Genomic DNA, 19976 nt, shown 5'->3' on the forward strand with positions numbered 1-19976 from the left:
CTTGTATTTAGATTATAAAAAAATTTTTAAAAAGACAATAAATTTTATGTATTTTACTTATGACCACCTCTATTATACGATAAATGGCAAATGAACCGGTTCTAAATAGTAAAAAAATAAAATGGTTTGATGAACGCCTCGGCGTTTGTTAGTAGGGGAGAAAGGTGATTAATATGACGCGCATTCCTGTAACGGTTATGAGAGGTGGAACAAGTAAAGGGGTTTTTATCAATCATGAAGAAATGCCTGTGAACAAATCCGATTGGGAACCGTTTTTGCTAGATATAATGGGAAGTCCGGATCAACGTCAAATTGACGGACTCGGCGGAGCTAATTCGCTGACAAGTAAAATCGCGATTATAAAAAAATCAGATTTAGAGAAAGCTGACGTAGATTACACGTTTGCGCAGGTTAGCATCAGCGAATCTCTCGTTGATTTTAAAGGAAACTGCGGCAATATCTCTTCAGCGGTCGGACCTTATGCTATCGAACAAGGACTTGTACAACCTGTGGAACCGGTGACCAAAGTGCGGATTTATAATACGAATACGAAAAAAGTAATCGTAGCGGAAGTAGAAGTAGAAAACGGAAAAGTGAAAACAGAAGGATCGTGTATGATTCCTGGAGTACCAGGTACGGGTTCACCCATTTATCTTTCGTTTGAAAACGGAGAAGGAGCCGTTACTGGAAAACTGCTTCCGACCGGGAATGCTATCGATCTTCTGCAAACATCCATCGGGACGATAAAAGCATCAATTGTTGATGTAGGAAATCCGCTTGTATTTGTTAAAGCAGCGGATATTGGCCTAAAGGGAGCAGAACTTCCCCATGAATACACGGACAAACAGCTGAAGCTATTTGAAGAAATTCGCTCCATTGCAGCGGAAAAAGCGGGGCTCGCACCTCAAGACAAAGCAACTAAACTATCACCAGCGGTTCCAAAAATGACGATTATTTCTCCTCCTATGGACCATCGCGACGGGACTGGCAGAGAAAAAACTGCTTCTCAAATGGACGTATTAATCCGCATGATGTCGATGCAAAAACCGCATCAAACGCTTGCGATTACAGGAGCAATTTGTACAACGGCGGCTATCTATACAAAAGGCACGCTTCCGTCAGAAATGGTTCAATTAAAAGGTGATACCGTTCGACTTGCTCATCCAATGGGAATTATGGAAACCAGTGTGGATCTAAAAGATGGACAGGTTAACGGAATCAAAGTAGTGCGTACAGCCCGTCTTATTTTTGAAGGATTTGTTTATACAAAGCATACGTATGATGTATGTTTATCAAGTTAATAACGTTCTCTAAAAAAGCTCTTTCTAGGAAACTAGGAAGAGCTTTTTTATGTTAGAATATTTTTACTGAATATTGAAAAAGTGGGTGGATGTATGAAAAAAAGAACGTATATTGATCTAAGCCACATCATTGAAGACGGAGTTATCACACATAAAGGCTTGCCGGCACCGATCATTTGCGACTATTTAAGCCGGGAAGAGTCTAGAAAGCTTTATGAACCAGGCACTGAATTTCAAATCGGTAAAATTGAAATGGTCACGAATACAGGTACATATATTGACGTGCCGTTTCACAGATACAAAGACGGAGCGGATTTAGCTCAAACGGCTATTGATAAAACAGCCGGGTTAGAAGGAATAGTCGTTTCAGTTGACACGACTTTAAAAGCGATTGATGAATCTCATTTTCAACATGTAGATGTAAAAGGCAAAGCGATATTAATTCATACAGGATGGGATCGCTACTGGAATACAGCCGATTATTTAGAAAATCATCCATACTTAACAGAAAGCGCGGCAGCTTATTTAGTGTCTCAACAGCCCGCTCTTGTTGGAATTGATTCGATGAATATTGATGATACAAAAGGAAAAGCAAGACCAGCTCATACGCTGCTGTTAGGAGCGGACATTGTAATTGCTGAACACTTATGTCACTTAGATCAACTAACCGAGTCCTTTTTATTTTACGCCGTGCCTCCTAAAATAAAAGGAGTTGGAACGTTTCCGGTAAGAGCATTTGCGGAGGTAGAAAGAAAATGATCCAGTTACATAGATATAGAGAAGTGCAGGAATTTAAAAACCAAGTAGAGCCGCTTTTATCAAAGAATGAAGTTCTTCATAACTTAGCGCTCGGCATTTTACACAGCGTGCAGGAAAACAGCAAACCAAATTTTATGGGTGTTATTTTAAAAGACAGCCGTGCTGCGCTTGTGTTGCTGCAAACCCATCCTAAGCAAATCATACTGTCTCAAATACAGCAGCTAACGGAGGGTGAACTAAGCGAAGCGGCAGAGCTGTTACAAGAAATCGACATACCGGGCTTAGTTGGAGAAAGACAAATGGTTTTATATCTTTCTCAAAAACTAGCAGATTTAAAAAATCAAGAAGCTTCTTTAAAAATGGATCAGCGCATTTATCGGCTAGACAAAGTAAAAAAAGCTTCGGACGCTGACGGAGTGCTGGTAAAAGCAAGATTGGAACACCTTCCGCTCGTGACAGAATGGATTTGGGAGTTTATGGGCGTCATTGGAGACCCTGTATCAAAAGAACAAGCTGTCAAAACAGGAGAAGCTTTTATTAAAGCAGAACGGCTATTTTTATGGGAAGTGAACGGTGAGTATGTGTCGATTGCCAATGCTACGCGTCCAACGGCCCATAACATTACGATTAACTTTGTATACACGCCTCAAAAAGAACGTAAAAAAGGCTATGCCTCAAGCTGTGTGTCCACGCTTTCTCAGCTTATGCTAGACAAGGGATTTCAAACAACAAGTCTATACACAGATATGACAAATCCTACGTCTAACAAGATTTACATGGAAATTGGCTATGAACACGTAGCCGATTCCGCATTAGTTTTACTTCATGAAAAAAAGTAGCAGGCTGTCTGCTACTTTTTCTATTACTTAAGGTTTTTTAACTAAATTAACGTGATTTAACGTTTTGCTATCATCAAAAATGAATTCAAGATCATAGGCGCCGGCGTGATAGGTGTACTTCGTTTGAGTAGTACCATCACCTTTTACTTTGCCTGTAAAGTTCGGCTGACCTAATTCTTTCTTTAAGTTAGCTTGCGTGATGGAGCCTAGATTTGTTTGACGCTCTACATTTGTACCAAAATAGCGGATTTCGTTAATGACGTTATTTTGATCATAGCCAAATGCGTATCCAGGGTGACCCATTTCCGCATGATAGTAGTCAAAGTTGTTTGATGAACCTTCAGGCGGGGGACCGAACTGATCGCGAACGTCTTGACGCAGTGTTTTGCTAATTTTGAAGTCTGCCGTTAAGCGTGGCACTTCACCTTTTACTGCGGCGTTATAAATTTCGTTAATGTTTTTTACAGCTGTTTGACTTTGGCTGCTTGTTTCTTGAGATGTAGCTGCGTGGGCTGTTGTATCAAGCTGAGCGACGGGAGCAAATCCAAACGCAGCAATTCCTGTAATCGTCGCAGCAGCAGCTACTTTTGAAAAACGTTGTTTCATTTTCACAATCGTTTCCTCCTTTATTTATATCGATTTAGCAACTCGGACCTACCTAAAGAGCAGGTAGCTCCGAGTTGCTAGACCTAAGCATCTGCCGCCCCCTTTGCGGGGTAGGCAGCATCCGCATAGGTAAACCTTTGTGGGAATAGTCAAGGAGTCTTGTTTGAGTTGGTAACTGATATATATAATGTAACACGCCTTTCAGAATATAAACGTCAGTTAAAGTAAAAAGCAAAAAACGATTCATTTATCATAGGTGAAAAGATTGGTTTCTGTTCCTTTATTAGGTAAAAAAAACGTAATATAGAGAGGGTTCTAATGTTTTATAAAAAACTAGATAATAATTGTAAGTATGATACAGTAAATCAAGTATTTGTTAAATATATATATTGCTGCCGTGTATCTAGGACTTGGCGTAAAAACAAGTTTAGGGCAATCCGTTGTATTAAATAGAAGAAAAAGAATGTAAAGGAGAGAAAGTAGTGTCAAAACGATTTGTACTAACTGTGGCGGCCGGAGGATGTATAATAATTTCCGGCGCGCTGCTGCTCTTAAATTGGGAAAGAGTGTTTGGAGATTATCGTCCCGTTCAAACAGCAACAGCTGTATTCAAGTTAGAAGTGGGAAGCCAAGGTGTAGCAAGGACTGCAGATTCGGACGATGCTCTTCATTATATGGTGAAAAAAGGACATTTAGATGAATATATTCATATGATGAATGAAAAAGGCTATGTATTAAAAGAAAAAGATATTAATCATAACCGACTTGTTTTTAACGATGGACAAGAGGATGAGCAAATTTACTACAAGCGCTTTGCCAGGAAGTATACGATGATTGATGGAGAAGGGTAAAGGCTTTACATGGTATTTTAGTAGACTAAAACCTTATAACCCTATCTGTCTTTAAAGTTTTTTGGCGGAAAAGAAAAATAATATTGACAATTATGACAAAAAGCTTAATACTGACTTTATTACATAAAACAAATACAATTTGTTTCCTTATCAAGAGAGGTGGAGGGACTGGCCCTGTGAAACCCGGCAACCGCTGTCTATGACAGAATGGTGCCAAATCCTTAAGAGTGTATCGCTCTTAGAGATAAGGAAGAAGCTGAAACAAAGCTCTTCCTTATTTATTTAAGGAAGGGCTTTTTATGTACAAAAAATAACGAGGTGATAATTTGAACAAAGCAGACCGTATTAAACGAATGAAAACACCGGAAATTGATGCAAAGTATGAAGGACGAGTGCCTCCGGGTTAGGTAGTAACGGAGCGATTTCCAATTTTACATGAAGGGGACGTGCCGGAGTATAACTTAGAGGAGTGGACGCTTCGAGTGTTTGGATTAGTAAACAAAGAAGTGACGCTTTCGTATCAAGATATATTGGACATGCCGCAAATAACGGTGAAATGTGATATTCACTGCGTAACGAGATGGACAAGGCTTGATAATGAATTTACGGGCGTGCTGTTTACAGACTTTTTAAAAGCAGTTGGCGTGGAGTTAAAAAGTAAATACATCATGCTGCATGGAGATAATGACTATACGTCAAACATTGAGGTAAAAGATTTACTGAGAGACGATATTCTTCTCGCTCATTCCTTTAACGGAGAGCCGCTTACAGCTAAGCACGGATATCCGCTGCGATTGGTTGTTCCGCATTTGTACTTTTGGAAAAGTGTTAAATGGCTTCGAGGCTTTGAAGCTATTGATGAAAATCATCCTGGCTTTTGGGAGCAAAACGGCTTTCATCTTAGAGGAGATCCGTTTAAAGAAGAGCGTTTTTCCGGAGAAGATTTGGGCATTCCAGAAGATGAGTGGGTACATAAAGACTATGATTAATAAAAATGCCTATGTGTGTGCATAGGCATTTTGTCAGCGCTGGCGGTTTAATTCCCACACAACGTGGCGAAGTTCAGGTAAAATCAGCTTGGTCATGGCTAGACGAACCGCACCGCTTGATCCTGGTATAGAAAAAACGGCTTTTTCGTTAATCGTCCCGGCAATTGCCCGGCTCATAATTGCTGCGCTGCCAATATCTTCGGTGTAGCTCAGCATGCGAAACAGCTCGCCAAATCCAACGATTTCTTTATGAATCAGCGCTTGAACGGCTTCAATTGTGACGTCTCGTTTTGTAATGCCGGTGCCGCCGTTTGTGAGAACAAGGTCAATGTTCTCATCACTGCAGCCAGCAAGTATGGCTTGTTGAATCGACGTTTGGTCGTCTTTTACAATTTCATAGGAAACGATCTGCATGTCGTGTTCTTTCAGAAGCTGGATCATTAGCGCGCCGCTTTTATCGGTTTCTTTCGTACGTGTGTCTGATACCGTAATGACTTTGCAGCGAACGGGCTGAGTTGCTTTAGATTTATGTTCATGTACGCTCATTATGTACCTCCTTTACGCTTCGGTGCGCTTGTAATCACCGTTTTTACCGCCTGATTTTTCAAGTAAATACGTTTCGCCAATAATCATTCCTTTATCAATGGCTTTGCACATATCATAAACGGTTAGAGCGCAGGCAGAAGCAGCGGTCAAAGCTTCCATTTCAACGCCTGTTGAGCCTTCCGTTTTAACCGTTGCTTCTATTAATAAACGGTACTGATTATTGCTTGTATCCCAGTCAAATGAAAGGTTTACGCCTTTTAATAGAAGGGGGTGACACATCGGAATAATGTCAGACGTGCGTTTTGCTGCCATGATTCCCGCTACTTGTGCAACAGCAAGGACGTCGCCTTTTCCAATTTTATGTTCTACAATCGCTTCGTGAATTTCTTTGTTAACAAGTATGCTTGAACGAGCGGTTGCAACGCGGCGAGTGATAGATTTTTCGCTAATATCGACCATGTTGGCACGGCCTTGATCATTAAAATGTGTAAAAGAAGACATCGGTGTTTTCATCCTTTTTCAGTAAATTTTGTTGTATGATAGAAATAGTGAGATATTCTATGATTTTACACCATAGTGCAAAAAGTGAACAGACATAAAGGAAGTGAAGAATGTATGTTAGAAAGCAGAACACCTATTTCAATTCCTGAAGCAATTGAAAAAGTCATGACATATAAAAGAAAAGGCAGCATCGAACGCGTATCGATCACCGAAAGCTATGGACGCTATTTAGGAGAAGATATTATCGCCGACCAAAACGTTCCTCATTTTAATAAATCGCTTTATGATGGCTTTGCGGTTCGAGCGCAAGACTGCGTAGAAGTCTCAAGTGAACATTCTGTAGAGTTCGAAGTTGTAGGTGAAATCGGCGCTGGCTCTGTTTTTGAAGAAGAAGTAAAGCCGTTTCAAGCGGTGCGCATTATGACAGGAGCGCAAGTGCCTCATTCATGTGATGCGGTTGTGATGCTTGAAGTAACGAAGTCGTATGAAAAAGAAGGCAAAACGTATATGGCGTTAAGCAGGTCAGCTTCAAAGTGGGAGCACATTGCGTTAAAGGGAGAAGAAACAAAAAAAGGAGACGTGCTTGTTTCAAAAGGGACGCGAATCAATCCGGGCGTCACGGCTTTTTTAGCTACGTTTGGCTATGCGGATGTAGCCGTGGTGAAGCAGCCTGTGGTTGGCGTATTAACAACGGGAAGTGAACTGCTTGATGTGAACGAGCCGTTAGAACCAGGAAAAATCCGCAACAGCAATTCTTATATGGCAATTGCGCAAATCGTAAGAAGCGGGGGAATTCCGAAATATTTAGGGAAGCTTGAAGACGATTTTGACCGCTGCTATGAAGCGGTAGAAAAAGCGCTTGAAGAAGTGGATATTTTACTGACAACCGGCGGGGTATCCGTAGGCGACTATGATTATTTGCCGGCTATTTATGAAAAACTTGGTGCGAACGTGCTGTTTAACAAAATTGCGATGCGACCCGGAAGCGTCACAACAGTCGCAGAACGAAACGGACAGCTGCTGTTTGGATTATCGGGAAATCCTTCTGCTTGCTATGTCGGGTTTGAACTGTTTGTCCGTCCGATTGTTCGCAGCTTTTTACATTCACCGGCGCCTCATTTACATAAAACAAAAGCGGTATTAAACGGCCGCTTCAAAGAACCTAATGCATTTACGCGAATGGTGCGAGGAGAAATTTCAGATGAAGGTGGAAAGCTTGTCGTGACGCCTGTTGGCATGGATAAGTCAGGCGCTATTTCGTCATTAGCTGCAGCAAACGCGCTGGTTGTTCTTCCAGGAGGAGAGCATGGGTATGATAAAGGAACAGAAGTGAACGTGCTGCATCTTGATAACGAAGGTACGAGATCGCTTTGGGTATAAATAGCAGTCTGCTTATTACTTGTCCTTTTTTTCAATAAGAACTTGAAGCAGCTCTGTAATTCTATCTAATTTGCTTTCAATGCGAACAAGTAAGTAAAAAGATAGGGCAATTGGAAAGCCTAAATCTTTAATATAGCTAACTAAGTTTTCTATAATAGCATACCTCTTTCACTTAGAAGATATATTATAATATGTAATTTCTAAGTATTTGTTCGCAGGGCATATGTCCATTTTCAAGATAAAAGTCCTTAAAAAATAAGAAAAAGCAGCCTCGGCATTGGCAAGCGAGGCTGCTTTTTTGTAAGGGTTCATTTGTATGTATCTCACTATAAATGACTACTAGACTTTAACATGTTTTTAAATGTAAATACTACTTGCGTTATGACAGTTTCATCTAGCTTCCCTTTAACGTACTGGTTAGTTTTTATAGGTTTGGGCATCATATTCATAGCGGGGACATATTTAGTTTTTGTTAAAGAAAAGAAGCAGATCTTTAAATAAAGGTCTGCTTTCTATTTCTATCGAGAGCTTATATTGCGTTACCTACTCTACTCGGGTATAGGCCATACCTCAAATACACTAATCTATTAATTAATATATTCCATGTTTAAATTTCTTCTTTTTCTACTGTTCTCGCACTAATAATTCTATTCTTATGCGTTTCTCCCCAGTCTTTCATAAGTAAAATGATTGGTTCGAGAGATCTTCCAAATTCGGTTAGGGAGTACTCTACTTTTGGAGGAATTTCTTTATAGATCTCACGGTGGACAATCCCGTCCTTTTCTAATTCTCTTAATTGCAAGGTCAGCATCCGCTGTGTAATGGCAGGATACAGTTTTCGGAACTCATTAAAACGTTTCTTTCCATCGATAAGGTGATAAAGTATAATCCCTTTCCATTTTCCTCCTATTACGTCTAATGTGGTTTCGACCGGGCATCCGACTTTAGTGGGGGGGTAATCAAATCCTATTTTTTGGTTTCTCATTCATTTTCACTCCCTGTAGTATACAGTTTTATACTATGTTTAATTAATGTGCGTACTTTCTCTAATATATTACAAAATATACAATATAATCATACCAAAAATAACAAGGAGGTCTATATATGAAAACATTAGTACTCATTGCACATCCAAATATTGAATCTTCCCGAGTAAATAAAAAGTGGAAGGAATCAGTTTTGAATGAAACGGATCTAACAGTTCATGACCTTTATGAAACATATTGTGATCAACCCATTGATGTGAAAGTTGAACAGCAGCTGCTTCTTGCCCATGATCGTATTGTTTTTCAGTTTCCATTATACTGGTACAGCAGCCCGCCACTTTTAAAACAGTGGTTTGATGAAGTGTTTACCTTTGGGTGGGCTCATGGCCCTGGCGGAACGAAGCTGACAGGAAAGGAGTGGGTATTGGCTATTTCTATCGGTTCACCTGAACATTCTTATCAAGCGGGCGGGTATAATTTATTTTCAGTAAGCGAATTAACAAAGCCGTTCCAAGCATCTGCTAGTTTAGTTGGGATGAGCTATCTTCCTCCTTTTGTCGAGTATCGTGCAAATAAAATCAGTGACTATGATATTATTCAAAGTTCAATTCGCTATGTAAAACATATTACAAATACAGAATTAAATCCGAAAATTCGCCTTCGTAACTATTTAAAACAGCTAGCTGAATAATGTGTGAGGAACTAACTTTATAGAATATTTGATTTTATGGGAAATGAGACGTTAGATCATTTACTATTTAGAAGTATTGAATATCTTGAGGATGACACGTATAAAGATATGTAAAAAAAGTTGAAGATAAAATTAATCATCACTTTTTTTAACGCATAAAAAACTCCCTATTTCCGTAGGGAGCTTTTCTGCTAGGAGAATTATTCTCACATAGTAGATACGTTGCGGTATCTTGAGTAGTTTAAGCAAAAAGTGGAATATTATTCGTTCTTTAACTAACAGCTTTTAGTTTTGATTTAGAGTTCAAGCTCCATAAGCTAAATAGTACGGTCATTAACCCAAGTATGATGCTAGATTGAGGTGTGTTGAGTATTCTTCAACGCCTGTTGAGATTTTTTCAACTTTTAATATAAGAACAAGCACTTCTGTTGATCAGTTCTCATAAGATGTTTCAAAATCAAATATAAGAAAGAGAGTGGAAAACGAATGTACTATTGCGTTACTTGCTGCAGATTGCAAAATGAAAATGTTATTAAGAGTAAGCTGTTTGAAAATGGATTTTATATAGATCCATTTTTAGGAGAGAAAATCCCTTTAGGTATGTGTGCACATAAGTGTAACCATGAGCCGTGCAAACCATGTAAAAAAGAAAAAATCATCAAAAAGATTGTGCCAAAGGAAGTATCTAAATTAAAGAAAGCAATAGAATATGTACCTGCTCATCGTCATGATCAAGAAAAAGTTCCATTTTCACAATAAATAGAGAGCGGTATGCCGCGTTCATTTCATTTAATAGAAATCCATTGTTATTCCGCAAGTTGATTCATTACCAGTTGTACAGCTATTGCATCGTCTAAATAGCCGATTGGAAAGACATAGTCTGGAATAATATCGGTAGGCAAAATAAAATACAATAGCCCACTTCCCAATATTGAGCGCTTGGCAGCTGATGTTTTTTCATCACAATATTCAAGATACATTTGCTTTAATTGATCAATAAAGGTTCCAACGCTGCCGACTTGCTCTATTTTGGTTTGAAAGTTATTTAGAATCATGCTGTGTCCTTCGTCTGTCTGTGCATATTGTTTATATTTTGTTAGTTCTTGTTCGACACGTTCAATCGTAAAGTTTGTATCTACTATATTAAAAGATTTAAGTATTTCTTGAATTTTATCAATGGAGTAATGGATTCCTGTTTCTAATTCATTTTTTGTATTGTTTGAAGCAGCTCCAGCAGGGTCAATTAATGCTTCAAGAGGAGTATTTAAATAGTGTGCAAATTGTTTTAAATGGTGTAGATTTGCTTGCTGTTTTCCATTTATAATCCGTGAGATAGTTGCCGCATCAATCCCCGTAAGTGAGCTAAGTTTCCGCATAGATAAAGCATTTTCCTTTAATAAAGACCTTAATAACAAACCAAGGCTTTGGTCATGTTGGATCTTAGACATAGCGATTCACCTCTTCATATTTTTCAACGCGCAGTGATTATTTTATTGAAGGTTTATCAACAATATATGCAACAAATAAGCAAATCTCCTCAACATTATCAACAAAAGGAGAATACAAAATGGAATGGTTATTCATATTAGGTTTTGCATTATCATCGAGTATAGATAACTTCGGTGTAGGAATATCATACGGAGTTCGAAAGGTAAGGATAAAATGGCTTTCTAATTTACTGATAGCGGCTATTTGTTTCCTCTTTAGCATGGTGGGAATTACGTTTGGTAGGTGGATTTCAACCATCTTACCAGGAGTTTTCCATGTTATTGTAGCCGTCGTATTATTAACGCTAATTGGGATTCGAATTATTTTATTAGTCGGCTCCCAGAGAAATAACGGAATTGATCAATTAGATAGTACGGGTCAAGTAAAAGTACACTCTATTGGATGGATAGAAAGCAGTGTTTTAGGTGTAGCACTTTCAGCGAACGCACTTACAAACGGTCTAGGAGCTGGTTTGCTTGGGTTATCACCTTTAGCTATTTCGCTTACATCAGCATTTGGCAGTTTTATCACAGTATGGCTAGGGGTAATGGTGGGGCAAAAAGCCGCAAATGTTCAAATTGGGAAATTTACATTGAGTCAATGCGGAACGTTAATAAGCGGAATTACGATTTTAATTGTAGCCTTTACTCAAATATTTTAAAAGAAAAGGCGCCACTTACTAAAGCAAGTGGTGTTTTTTTTGTGTGTTTTGTAGTAACTAGTTTTCCATAGGTTATACAAACTAAAAAATAGATGATTAATACTCTTATCAATGCTACATAAGAATTTATTTAATGAAGGGGTAAGAAAACTTCATTCTTTCATTCTTTCTTATTAAGTTTTAATCGTATTTGAGAAGGGTATAGTATTATTTAGTCAAAGCGCCAGAATAACTGTCGCAACTGTTATCTCGTTTGCAATCAATATAGATACACTATTCTAAAAACCAGCTGTACACCCTAAAATAAAGCTGGGAACATCCAGTTTTGAAAGACAAGAATACAAAGCGTAAAATTGTTCTCACGAATAGACAATTTACTAGTTTAAGATTCTTGAAATTTAGGTTGATTTTATATAAGGGAGCGTACACACTTGAAAAATCAGTTTGCTCAATTAATACAGAATAATGAAAGCGTTCATATTTACTATAATATTGACGACATGAGAAGTTACTTAGATAATCTTGTGTCTTATATTGTGTCGGGAATTGAACAGGAGAGGCATACGTTAGTTATAGAAAGTGAAAGATTAATTCCATTAATTTTTGAAAAGTTAGAGGGAATTCTAACTGAAGACCAATTAACATATATACATACTATTAATAATTTTGATTATTACTGTTCAAGTGGAAGCTTTCAGCCTGCCATCATTTTTGAACATCTCTCTAAACACTTAGATCCTTTTTATAAAAACAATACGGCTTTTCAAATATGGGCTCATGTCGAATGGGGACAGCAAGAAGGAATTATACCTATTTTAGAAGAGTTTGAAAATGAAGCCGACAAATTAGTAAATAAAGGCGGATTACATTTAGTATGCGCGTATGATGAAGAGAGAGTACCAGAAGTTCTTAAACTTGCTTTAATGAAGTGTCATCCATACTTAATTTTAGAAAACAAAATTATTCCATCCAATTTATATGTAATGACAGATGCAGTGTAAGTAATAGTGTGATTGAGCGTTACTTTTAAAAAGCAAAAGGTAAATGGTGAACAAACAAGGAGCCTTATTTAAGGCTCCTTATTTATTGTTTTTAGAGAGGATATATATCTTTTATCTTTATATCTAGTGTGAACTTTCAATTAAAATCTCTATTCCTTATCGTCCTTCTTACTTATATACCTAAGTTTGTATGTCGTGTTTATTCACTAACCTATGATAAAATGGAAATATAATCAAGGTATTTCTATATATTAGGAGGATGTAAAATGGAATATATTGATCAAATAACAAATGCGGCGGTGAATGGAGAGAGTGAAGAGATAAAAGCGTTATTAAATAAAGAGCCATCTTTACTTAACGCTTTTAATTCAGATGGGTGGACGCCTTTACATTTAGCTTGTTATTTTGGGCAAGTGGATAGCGCCAAGTTATTGTTGTCATTGGGGGCGGATATTGATGCTAAAGCTAAAAACCCGAATGAAAACATGCCTCTTCATGCAGCAGTAGCAAATAAGCAAATTCAAGCTGTAGACTTGTTGCTTACAAAAGGCGCAGATGTAAATGCAAAACAAAGCGGTGGATGGACTAGTCTTCATGAGGCCTCGCTGCTAGGAGATAAAAATATGATTAAACTTCTTATAGAAAAAGGTGCAGATATCAAGATGCAAAAAGATGATGGTAAAACGCCGTTAGAGATTGCAATAGAGAAAAAACAAGACAGTGCAGTTCATTTACTTACTCAGTGTTTAAATAATAAAGCTTAATATAGAGTAGGAGATTTTATATTAATGAAATTAGCGGAAGTTTACATGAAGGAGAGGGAATGCCTATCATCATTTGGTTTCGCCACTTGCCACAAATAAGCATGAACTTTTCTGAATGGACGCCTTTTATCCAGAATACGTGGTATCGAAAACACTATATGAAGTTTGTATATTTACTTCAGATTATTTTGCAGAGGTTATTATCACGTAAAATAGTAGTAGATTGGTTTATTTGTATTACTACCTATAAGAAAAGCACCTGTAGTAATTAGGTGCTCTTTTTGTGTTGATAATCGGTTTTATACTAGTTAGCTTCCTATAACATATCTCTGTTAAAATACTACTCTATGGCTATGTTATAATGTAATTATAAGGAAGAAGAGGTGAATATAGTTATGTTGACTGCAGTAGCTGTAACTGTTTCTATTTTAGCGTTAGCTTGGATTGCTGGGCAAAGAGAACAGCGCCAGTAACTTTATATATTATTTGTATATAGAATTGAGACGATTATATAAATGAGCAATAGAAATGTTTTAGTCAAATTGATGTTCTTTTTAGGATCATTTTCTATCACAATCTTTGGGTTTGTTTTAAAACAGGGATTAACAGGGTTACTTTTATCTGCTGCCTGTATTATATCCGCAGGGTTCTTAATGAAAACTGGAGATACAAAAAGAGGGGGGAACTAACGCGGCTTAGCTTCTCCTTCTTTTTTAGTATTAGAGTGACTAGCTTTATATGTTGTATACAGCATATAAATAGAAAGGCTCTTTAATCAGTAAAATAAATATAATTATGTTAAAATATAACTATATCTACTTTTTTGGTGGTGAAATAGATGAACAATCGAAGCTTGGGATTACTTTTAGTCGGTACAGGAACAGTCTTTTTGGTTTTAGCTTTAACATTACATATAGCTGGGTTATTATATGGTGTTATTTTAGGTAGCAGCATCGTATTAAATATTTCAGGGGCAGGTATACTTATGAAGTTTATAGCTGATGAAAAGCTGGCTCATCTGTAGAGATCTTATAGAGTAAGGTCTCAAATTTATTTTATGAGTATGTTTGGGGGTATCCTGCTTTGGAAATGAACTTTTTTTGGTTAGCGTTAGGATTGGCTGCCCTTGGTTATTTTATAGGCGATGGTTTAAAGAATTTCAGCAAACCTCAAAGAAAATCAAAATACCCTTATTTGATTAAAGAAAAAGATCTACACTATCACTTTCACTTAAGCAAAGGTGAAATTGAAGAACTGTTAACTAAATATCCCGGAGCTCCAAAGATAGAGCTGAAAGGGACTACCTATTATCCGTATCATCAATTCATTGACTGGCTGTCGTCTAATGAAATTTATAAGGTGTAAAGGAGAGGAAGCATTTAGTCTTTAAAGGCTAGATGCTTCTTTTTTGAAGATTGGATTCTAATGCCAACGTCACATTTAAAATGAAAAAGATGTCGCCAAGCATGTACTGGGGGATGACTACGGTTTTAGCCGTTGTTTTACATGGATATCAATACATCGTGGAAAAAGTAATTAGACAAACCAATGATTCTCAATCAAGATTACAAGCGCTTAAAGCAAATATCCAAAAAGGATCTTCTCATCGCTGAAAGTCGTTTTTTATTTCTGTAGGGGTCTATGACGTATTTATTTAACTCTTTTTATTTTCCATAATAAGTTTGTAATGAATGCGCTAAAAAAGCCAATAGAAATTAAACAAAAACCAGTTTGATACAAAATGAAATTCCAGCTGTCTTCAAAAGAAAAAAGTGTAATTCTTCCTGATTCTATAATATCAACACTAATAAATAAGAAAACGGTAATAAAATATATTAAAAAGAACTTTTTGTAGAAATAGCTTTTATAATCACTGCTCAATTTACTCACCTCAACTTAATTTTACGGCAAGTTTATCTATATGTTTATTGTTTTAATTAAAAGCGGCCTAATTTAGGGGGGATTATCATGAATTATAGCAAAGGCAGGTCTTTGTACTGCGGAGAAGGTACATGATGGTAACTGAAAGTACATACCATATTTATAAATTATAATTTTTCACCTATATTTAATTCTGAATATTTAAATTTATTTATAGTTAAAATTGATATAATAGATATTAATAAAAATAGAAAGAGAGGAAGAAATATGTTTAATCAATATCCTATTGGGAAATTTACCGTGAAAGAAAATATTCAAAAAGAAGATATTCAAGGGTGGATTCATGACATTGGAGATGCACCAAAGCAATTAGCTGATGCTGTAGAAGGTCTGACAAACGAGCAATTAGCCACGCCTTACCGAGAAGGCGGTTGGAAATTAAGTCAAGTTGTTCATCATTTAGCTGATTCACATATAAATGCTTATACTCGTTTTAAATTAGGCTTAACAGAGCAAGCGCCTACTATTAAAGCATATGATGAAGTGGCTTGGTCGAATCTTCCTGATAATGATTTACCTATAGAAGTTTCTCTCCAACTTTTTTCAGCTTTACATAAGCGGCTTCATAAATTGTTAAACTCACTTGATGAAAAAGATTTGAAGAAAATGATCCACCATCCTGAAAACGGGGAAGTCATGATTGAACAATTAATAGCTACTTACGCTTGGCATGGAAAGCATCACGTTGCTCATATTACGACATTAAGAAATCAAAGAGGTTGGTAGAATGGCATTTAATTAACATATGTTAGAACCAAAAAAGCTCTTTTTAAAAGCTTTTTTGGTTCTAATAAATGACCTTATACTAACTAAAGAGTATAAAGCTTAAAAACAGAAAAACTCCCTCAATGTGTTAAGGAAGTTATCTCTAATTCTGAATAGTAATTCATTCACCCTGTATATAGCCATTATCTTGTACGGTGATGACTTATTTTTATAAGCCATCAGATCTGACTTTTGAAACACCTAAGGCAAGGTTTTTCCACAAAGTTTGTTCAACCACTCCGGCGTCCACCGCACCACAATCAACAATGAGTATGACTTCCGAATGTTTGCCGCGTAAAAGCCGTTGGTTTTTCCTGATTACTTTAAACATAAATAGTTTAATTCCTAGTCCTAAGATAAATCCGATAAAAGCACTAATTATTCCCCAGTAGATGGGGCCCCAGCTTAGTTTAAACCCAATGCTTGCACCAATGACTGAAAAGGCTGTGGCTAGAGCCATTCCTAGATCAATAAGAGAAACTCCATCTGCTCGATGAAGGCTATCAAAAAGCCGGCGATCTTCCGTTCGATTATTAAGGGGGACAATAAATATATCTTCTTTCTTTATCCCTTTTTTTTCTAGCTCTGAAACAGCTAATTCTATGTAACTGGAGTATTCAAATGTAGAAAAGACCTGCATGTTTTCACTCCACCTTTTTTCCTTTCGAAATACAAAAGCTTGGATGTTGATATGTTTTCTCGAAGAAATTTTTTTGCACTCTTTCAGCAAGTTTATTATTCTCAACCGTATTTATATAAGAGTCGAAGGTAGCAAAACCATATAGGGAAGGGAAAAATAACAGCCATTCTTTATTTAAAACGGAAGTAGCCTGTTTTATTTCTCCTAAAAATAGAAGAGAAATTCCTTCAAGCAAGTGAGAATAATAAAAGAAAACAACTGCCCAAATGATAACAAAGAAAGCACCGATGATGCGGTGAATATAGGGTTGTCCTAGACCTGGCATTACCAAGGACCAGAAAACGGACAGGATGGGATTCCGTTTATCTAAATAGTTTATTTCCATGGCTCCTATACTAAAGGTGTTGAACTGATGGTTTTCTCGTTCAGCTAACACATATATTTTATTTACATCAACGGTTGTCCGGTAACTATCCCATATCGCAAAAATATAAACAGGAATATAAATAAGAAGCCATCTTGTATTAAGCACGTCTTTGGCCATATCAATGTTTCCTTGGAAAGAATAAATCATGGCTAAATTTACATGGATTTAATATTTATGACGACTTCTCATATAAATAACACAAAGCCGCGAAGGTATTTAGACAGTAGTAAATGTCCAAAACCAGGGAAAGCTGCTGACCACCAAGCGATAATATAGGGGTTTCTTAAATGGATTTGAGTGGTTCCAAATATACTGACATGAGCAATATAGCGTCTTGCAGTATTATCATTTTTGTAATTATTCATTTGTATTCTCCTATGGATTGGAAGAAAATATACTTTTTATACCTATCATCCATATTTAATATGGTCTTGTTTATTTATTTTATGCAGTTCATTGAGATACACCTAATCTTTATCAAAATGAAGGGTTCTTTGACGAGAAAAAGCTCTTTATTTTTCCATAAAGAGGTGGTTAGATGCTTCACGGCGTCTTAACTCATTTGTTCAAGATATAGAAATATCTTCAATTTAGTTTTTATTTCATGAATCAAGAACTCTTTTCTACTTTTTCATCTAATGCTCTTATAGCTCCGATCATTAACCTGTTTAATACTGATTTGACTGTAAGACTAAGTAAAGTATGATACCATTTCCAAGGTCTTCTCCATCTAATTAAATTTGTCTTTTTTTCTGCCCAGAGTTCGATTAAAAACATTGGAGAGATGAATAAAATAATTTTATATAGGATAACTAAGGGTTTATCGCTTTTTGTTAGTTTGTTGATGATAACGGAGACAGTTGGATATAGCAAAAAGTCGAATAGAACATGTATCTTAAACTCTTTTCGAAAATAGCATACTGGGATATTTAATGAGCTTATGAGTAATAACAAATCTGTCAACTATCCCGTTGGTGTACCCGTTAAGAAGAAAAGTCAATATTGAGTCTTTCACAGGAGGCTTTCTTAATAAAAAAGGCAAACCCGATAGAGTTAAAATAAAGAGAACCCTTAAAAGACGTTTTTCAAATTTATTATTCAATTGGTTTTATCTCCTTAACTATACTGGAAGTATCTTTTTGTATATTGTTAGTAGTTTCTCTTAAAAGACTATCATGTATTCCAGAATTAATTTGGTACTGCGTACAAACGTACATTATTTCCACTGCCTTTTTATATTCTATACAACATAATAAAAACGGAAAAAACTACTGCTCCTATGCAGTAGTTTTCCTAGTCGTTGAAATATAGATGTTATTATATTGATAATGCTCTACTGCATCTTGAGTAGTTTGCTCTCATTAGTGCTCTTTATTCGAGAAAGAACTGCTAATGTGGAATGAATCAGCAGTTCCTTCTTATAGCGTGCTGTGGGGTTGACTTAATGTGAAATCTTCACGTTTTATACGAATTTTACGATTAACAATCCGTGTTTTTTGACTTGTGAAGAGGTGGTGGAACTAACCAGCCTTTTTCTTTGTTAAGTCGCAAAAACTTTCCACCAAGAGCTACTTTTTGCATGTGAATTTGACCAAACATTGCTGCAATATCTTCGCGAATAGATTGGCCAATCAGTTGACTGCAAGCAACTAGACCAGCAGCTATATCCAGTGAAATAGCCGCAGCAACTTCAGGGTCTTGAACACGTGCACCTACTGGAATATCATCTAAACAAGCTTCTGGACGTTCAGGCGGAGTTGGAGGTAAAGCCACTCCATTTTCTTTTAATAGCTTTTCTACACCTTTCATTTCCTGCTGACATTGTTCAATCGTTTCTTGTACCAACTTATGTAGATCCTTGTCACCTACATGATTTAGAAATGTTTGATAACCAGCTACTAATCCTTTTGAAGCAGAAAGAAACGACCATGTTCCAAACACTTCACCGTAATGCATCGGTTCATCTGTAGGATTTCCACTTAAAATACCCATTGTTATCCTCCTTAACATATTCATAATAATGTGCCACCTTTCTTACTATGCACACGCTTAACGTCTCCATATCATGTTTTATTATTCTTCTGGATATAAAAAAGGAATTTTATCGGTGAATACAGTCCATTATTTTACGTATACTATTCAAGATGCCTATAAGGGCATCAGTCACAATACCCTTGTTATACAGAGAGCTGCCTTCTTTGGCAGTTTTTTGTTTTGTCATGCTTTATGTGGCTTTCTGCTTATGACGATAAATAGAAAATGTCCATAATAAAAGGAAGAGTGGAGACCCACTCTTCCTTCAGCCATCATATTATAAAGTTGTCTTAGAAACGTCCGCCGCCAAGTTGTTGCTCAGCTAATTGCACAAGACGCTTTGTAATTTCGCCACCTACTGATCCGTTTGCACGTGCAGTTGTATCAGCACCAAGGTTTACACCAAATTCGCTAGCGATTTCATATTTCATTTGATCGATTGCTTGTTCAGCACCGTATACTAATAACTCATTGTTGTTGCTGCTGTTGTTGTTTGCCATGTTGTGTCACCTCCTTGTTTTTCTTAAGTTTCGTAGGGGACAAGAGGTATATACATGGTAATTTATGGGTGATTATTTTCTTATCCAGATGACATACTAGTTTTTAGAAACAACCGACACTGTAAAAAGTGGGATTAGATGTTTCATTTCCTTGTTATCTAAAAGTTGCCATGTGAGAAGAGGATTGCAATTGCTGTTGCAATCCTCTTTAAATACCGTATCAATGGTTATTTTTATACTAAACATAAAATTAAAAATGCAAGAGAGGAAGAGGTTATATTGTCAAAGACACGTCAGAGAAAAGAA

25 protein-coding genes, 3 pseudogenes and 1 riboswitch are annotated in these 19976 nt (G+C 36.7%); of the genes and pseudogenes, 16 read left to right on the forward strand and 12 right to left on the reverse strand.

Features of this window, described 5'->3' with window-relative positions; all coding sequences use genetic code 11:
• Positions 1-173: 173 nt before the first annotated feature.
• From POF52_RS05490 to POF52_RS05500, 3 genes are all read left to right on the forward strand, one after another.
• Complete coding sequence (locus tag POF52_RS05490) at positions 174-1301, forward strand: 2-methylaconitate cis-trans isomerase PrpF family protein (RefSeq protein WP_271990894.1); 1128 nt, start codon at positions 174-176, stop codon at positions 1299-1301.
• Positions 1302-1394: 93 nt separating this feature from the next.
• Complete coding sequence (locus POF52_RS05495; protein ID WP_271990517.1) at positions 1395-2060, forward strand: cyclase family protein; 666 nt, start codon at positions 1395-1397, stop codon at positions 2058-2060.
• The gene (locus tag POF52_RS05500; RefSeq protein ID WP_271990519.1) at positions 2057-2899 is read left to right on the forward strand and encodes a GNAT family N-acetyltransferase; all 843 of its coding nucleotides are present in this window, start codon (positions 2057-2059) and stop codon (positions 2897-2899) included. The genes POF52_RS05495 and POF52_RS05500 overlap by 4 nt, the downstream gene beginning before the upstream one ends.
• 27 nt (positions 2900-2926) lie before the next feature.
• On the opposite strand, the gene POF52_RS05505 is transcribed toward POF52_RS05500, so the two are convergent.
• Positions 2927-3505 carry a YjgB family protein gene (locus POF52_RS05505; protein ID WP_271990897.1) on the reverse strand — a complete coding sequence of 193 codons (579 nt, stop codon included), beginning with the start codon at positions 3503-3505 and terminating at the stop codon, positions 2927-2929.
• A 482-nt stretch (positions 3506-3987) separates the two neighbouring features.
• Here POF52_RS05505 and POF52_RS05510 point away from each other — a divergent pair, with 482 nt between their 5' ends.
• Both POF52_RS05510 and POF52_RS05515 read left to right on the forward strand, forming a co-directional pair.
• The gene (locus POF52_RS05510) at positions 3988-4356 is read left to right on the forward strand and encodes a hypothetical protein (protein WP_271990521.1); all 369 of its coding nucleotides are present in this window, start codon (positions 3988-3990) and stop codon (positions 4354-4356) included.
• A gap of 144 nt (positions 4357-4500) precedes the next feature.
• Positions 4501-4607: riboswitch (SAM riboswitch) on the forward strand.
• Between the two features lie 75 nt (positions 4608-4682).
• Positions 4683-5345 (forward strand): annotated as a pseudogene (locus POF52_RS05515) (sulfite oxidase-like oxidoreductase).
• A gap of 33 nt (positions 5346-5378) precedes the next feature.
• On the opposite strand, the gene POF52_RS05520 reads toward POF52_RS05515, so the two are convergent.
• Both POF52_RS05520 and moaC read right to left on the reverse strand, forming a co-directional pair.
• Positions 5379-5891, reverse strand: a complete 513-nt coding sequence (locus POF52_RS05520) for a MogA/MoaB family molybdenum cofactor biosynthesis protein (protein ID WP_271990524.1) — start codon at positions 5889-5891, stop codon at positions 5379-5381.
• Positions 5892-5903: 12 nt separating this feature from the next.
• On the reverse strand, positions 5904-6392 hold the full coding sequence (moaC, locus tag POF52_RS05525) for a cyclic pyranopterin monophosphate synthase MoaC (RefSeq protein WP_045293624.1): 489 nt from the start codon (positions 6390-6392) through the stop codon (positions 5904-5906).
• 114 nt (positions 6393-6506) lie between these two features.
• Here moaC and POF52_RS05530 point away from each other — a divergent pair, with 114 nt between their 5' ends.
• Positions 6507-7772, forward strand: a complete 1266-nt coding sequence (locus tag POF52_RS05530) for a molybdopterin molybdotransferase MoeA (RefSeq protein WP_271990530.1) — start codon at positions 6507-6509, stop codon at positions 7770-7772.
• A gap of 15 nt (positions 7773-7787) precedes the next feature.
• Here the strand turns inward: POF52_RS05530 and POF52_RS05535 are convergent, their stop codons facing one another.
• Both POF52_RS05535 and POF52_RS05540 read right to left on the reverse strand, forming a co-directional pair.
• Positions 7788-7928, reverse strand: a complete 141-nt coding sequence (locus POF52_RS05535; protein ID WP_334314400.1) for a YvrJ family protein — start codon at positions 7926-7928, stop codon at positions 7788-7790.
• Positions 7929-8379: 451 nt separating this feature from the next.
• Positions 8380-8757 (reverse strand): winged helix-turn-helix transcriptional regulator, encoded by a 378-nt coding sequence (locus tag POF52_RS05540; protein WP_176583193.1) that lies wholly within the window; start codon positions 8755-8757, stop codon positions 8380-8382.
• A gap of 119 nt (positions 8758-8876) precedes the next feature.
• Here POF52_RS05540 and POF52_RS05545 point away from each other — a divergent pair, with 119 nt between their 5' ends.
• Together POF52_RS05545 and POF52_RS05550 are read left to right on the forward strand one after the other, a co-directional pair.
• The gene (locus POF52_RS05545; protein WP_271990534.1) at positions 8877-9449 is read left to right on the forward strand and encodes an NAD(P)H-dependent oxidoreductase; all 573 of its coding nucleotides are present in this window, start codon (positions 8877-8879) and stop codon (positions 9447-9449) included.
• A gap of 486 nt (positions 9450-9935) precedes the next feature.
• Positions 9936-10208: a DUF3973 domain-containing protein gene (locus POF52_RS05550; protein ID WP_176583191.1), complete on the forward strand. Its 273-nt coding sequence runs from the start codon at positions 9936-9938 to the stop codon at positions 10206-10208.
• A gap of 47 nt (positions 10209-10255) precedes the next feature.
• Here POF52_RS05550 and POF52_RS05555 read toward each other — a convergent pair whose 3' ends face one another.
• Positions 10256-10897 carry a DUF1232 domain-containing protein gene (locus POF52_RS05555; protein ID WP_271990539.1) on the reverse strand — a complete coding sequence of 214 codons (642 nt, stop codon included), beginning with the start codon at positions 10895-10897 and terminating at the stop codon, positions 10256-10258.
• A gap of 119 nt (positions 10898-11016) precedes the next feature.
• Here POF52_RS05555 and POF52_RS05560 point away from each other — a divergent pair, with 119 nt between their 5' ends.
• The 8 genes and pseudogenes from POF52_RS05560 (at position 11017) to POF52_RS05595 (ending at position 16030) form a co-directional block, all read left to right on the forward strand.
• Positions 11017-11598 carry a manganese efflux pump gene (locus tag POF52_RS05560; protein WP_176583189.1) on the forward strand — a complete coding sequence of 194 codons (582 nt, stop codon included), beginning with the start codon at positions 11017-11019 and terminating at the stop codon, positions 11596-11598.
• A gap of 431 nt (positions 11599-12029) precedes the next feature.
• Positions 12030-12599 carry an MEDS domain-containing protein gene (locus POF52_RS05565; protein WP_271990542.1) on the forward strand — a complete coding sequence of 190 codons (570 nt, stop codon included), beginning with the start codon at positions 12030-12032 and terminating at the stop codon, positions 12597-12599.
• Positions 12600-12865: 266 nt separating this feature from the next.
• Positions 12866-13363, forward strand: a complete 498-nt coding sequence (locus POF52_RS05570; protein WP_271990543.1) for an ankyrin repeat domain-containing protein — start codon at positions 12866-12868, stop codon at positions 13361-13363.
• Between the two features lie 59 nt (positions 13364-13422).
• Positions 13423-13554 (forward strand): annotated as a pseudogene (locus POF52_RS05575) (DUF3267 domain-containing protein); the annotation flags it as partial.
• Between the two features lie 647 nt (positions 13555-14201).
• Positions 14202-14387 (forward strand): hypothetical protein, encoded by a 186-nt coding sequence (locus tag POF52_RS05580; RefSeq protein ID WP_098621041.1) that lies wholly within the window; start codon positions 14202-14204, stop codon positions 14385-14387.
• A 59-nt stretch (positions 14388-14446) separates the two neighbouring features.
• On the forward strand, positions 14447-14728 hold the full coding sequence (locus POF52_RS05585) for a DNA-binding protein (protein WP_271990549.1): 282 nt from the start codon (positions 14447-14449) through the stop codon (positions 14726-14728).
• 80 nt (positions 14729-14808) lie between these two features.
• A complete protein-coding gene (locus tag POF52_RS05590) occupies positions 14809-14976 on the forward strand; it encodes a hypothetical protein (protein ID WP_178390240.1) in 168 nt (55 codons plus the stop codon).
• Between the two features lie 535 nt (positions 14977-15511).
• Entirely contained in the window at positions 15512-16030 is a 519-nt protein-coding gene (locus POF52_RS05595; protein WP_271990556.1) for a YfiT family bacillithiol transferase, read from the forward strand.
• A 208-nt stretch (positions 16031-16238) separates the two neighbouring features.
• Here POF52_RS05595 and POF52_RS05600 read toward each other — a convergent pair whose 3' ends face one another.
• From POF52_RS05600 to POF52_RS05620, 6 genes and pseudogenes are all read right to left on the reverse strand, one after another.
• The gene (locus tag POF52_RS05600; protein ID WP_271990560.1) at positions 16239-16709 is read right to left on the reverse strand and encodes a hypothetical protein; all 471 of its coding nucleotides are present in this window, start codon (positions 16707-16709) and stop codon (positions 16239-16241) included.
• A gap of 4 nt (positions 16710-16713) precedes the next feature.
• Positions 16714-17312: pseudogene (locus tag POF52_RS05605) on the reverse strand (hypothetical protein).
• 9 nt (positions 17313-17321) lie between these two features.
• Positions 17322-17501, reverse strand: a complete 180-nt coding sequence (locus POF52_RS05610) for a hypothetical protein (protein WP_271990563.1) — start codon at positions 17499-17501, stop codon at positions 17322-17324.
• Between the two features lie 244 nt (positions 17502-17745).
• Entirely contained in the window at positions 17746-18099 is a 354-nt protein-coding gene (locus POF52_RS31105; RefSeq protein WP_334314397.1) for a CBO0543 family protein, read from the reverse strand.
• Between the two features lie 516 nt (positions 18100-18615).
• Complete coding sequence (locus tag POF52_RS05615) at positions 18616-19128, reverse strand: DUF3231 family protein (RefSeq protein WP_013058453.1); 513 nt, start codon at positions 19126-19128, stop codon at positions 18616-18618.
• Between the two features lie 332 nt (positions 19129-19460).
• A complete protein-coding gene (locus tag POF52_RS05620; RefSeq protein ID WP_013058446.1) occupies positions 19461-19670 on the reverse strand; it encodes an alpha/beta-type small acid-soluble spore protein in 210 nt (69 codons plus the stop codon).
• Between the last annotated feature and the right edge of the window lie 306 nt (positions 19671-19976).

It is taken from the genome of Priestia sp. AB, from assembly GCF_028369225.1.
Lineage (GTDB): Bacteria > Bacillota > Bacilli > Bacillales > Bacillaceae_H > Priestia > Priestia megaterium.

Bases quoted from the DNA above. Each gene is read 5' to 3' on its own strand.
- POF52_RS05550 (WP_176583191.1), top strand. From the start codon at position 9,936: ATGTACTATTGCGTTACTTGCTGCAGATTGCAAAATGAAAATGTTATT.
- POF52_RS05610 (WP_271990563.1), bottom strand. From the start codon at position 17,501: ATGAATAATTACAAAAATGATAATACTGCAAGACGCTATATTGCTCAT.
- POF52_RS05545 (WP_271990534.1), top strand. From the start codon at position 8,877: ATGAAAACATTAGTACTCATTGCACATCCAAATATTGAATCTTCCCGA.
- POF52_RS05560 (WP_176583189.1), top strand. From the start codon at position 11,017: ATGGAATGGTTATTCATATTAGGTTTTGCATTATCATCGAGTATAGAT.
- POF52_RS05590 (WP_178390240.1), top strand. From the start codon at position 14,809: ATGAAAAAGATGTCGCCAAGCATGTACTGGGGGATGACTACGGTTTTA.
- POF52_RS05500 (WP_271990519.1), top strand. From the start codon at position 2,057: ATGATCCAGTTACATAGATATAGAGAAGTGCAGGAATTTAAAAACCAA.
- POF52_RS05620 (WP_013058446.1), bottom strand. From the start codon at position 19,670: ATGGCAAACAACAACAGCAGCAACAACAATGAGTTATTAGTATACGGT.
- POF52_RS05600 (WP_271990560.1), bottom strand. From the start codon at position 16,709: ATGCAGGTCTTTTCTACATTTGAATACTCCAGTTACATAGAATTAGCT.
- POF52_RS05530 (WP_271990530.1), top strand. From the start codon at position 6,507: ATGTTAGAAAGCAGAACACCTATTTCAATTCCTGAAGCAATTGAAAAA.
- POF52_RS05580 (WP_098621041.1), top strand. From the start codon at position 14,202: ATGAACAATCGAAGCTTGGGATTACTTTTAGTCGGTACAGGAACAGTC.
- POF52_RS05570 (WP_271990543.1), top strand. From the start codon at position 12,866: ATGGAATATATTGATCAAATAACAAATGCGGCGGTGAATGGAGAGAGT.
- POF52_RS05555 (WP_271990539.1), bottom strand. From the start codon at position 10,897: ATGTCTAAGATCCAACATGACCAAAGCCTTGGTTTGTTATTAAGGTCT.
- POF52_RS05495 (WP_271990517.1), top strand. From the start codon at position 1,395: ATGAAAAAAAGAACGTATATTGATCTAAGCCACATCATTGAAGACGGA.
- POF52_RS05505 (WP_271990897.1), bottom strand. From the start codon at position 3,505: ATGAAACAACGTTTTTCAAAAGTAGCTGCTGCTGCGACGATTACAGGA.
- POF52_RS05490 (WP_271990894.1), top strand. From the start codon at position 174: ATGACGCGCATTCCTGTAACGGTTATGAGAGGTGGAACAAGTAAAGGG.
- moaC (WP_045293624.1), bottom strand. From the start codon at position 6,392: ATGTCTTCTTTTACACATTTTAATGATCAAGGCCGTGCCAACATGGTC.
- POF52_RS05540 (WP_176583193.1), bottom strand. From the start codon at position 8,757: ATGAGAAACCAAAAAATAGGATTTGATTACCCCCCCACTAAAGTCGGA.
- POF52_RS05615 (WP_013058453.1), bottom strand. From the start codon at position 19,128: ATGGGTATTTTAAGTGGAAATCCTACAGATGAACCGATGCATTACGGT.
- POF52_RS05520 (WP_271990524.1), bottom strand. From the start codon at position 5,891: ATGAGCGTACATGAACATAAATCTAAAGCAACTCAGCCCGTTCGCTGC.
- POF52_RS05595 (WP_271990556.1), top strand. From the start codon at position 15,512: ATGTTTAATCAATATCCTATTGGGAAATTTACCGTGAAAGAAAATATT.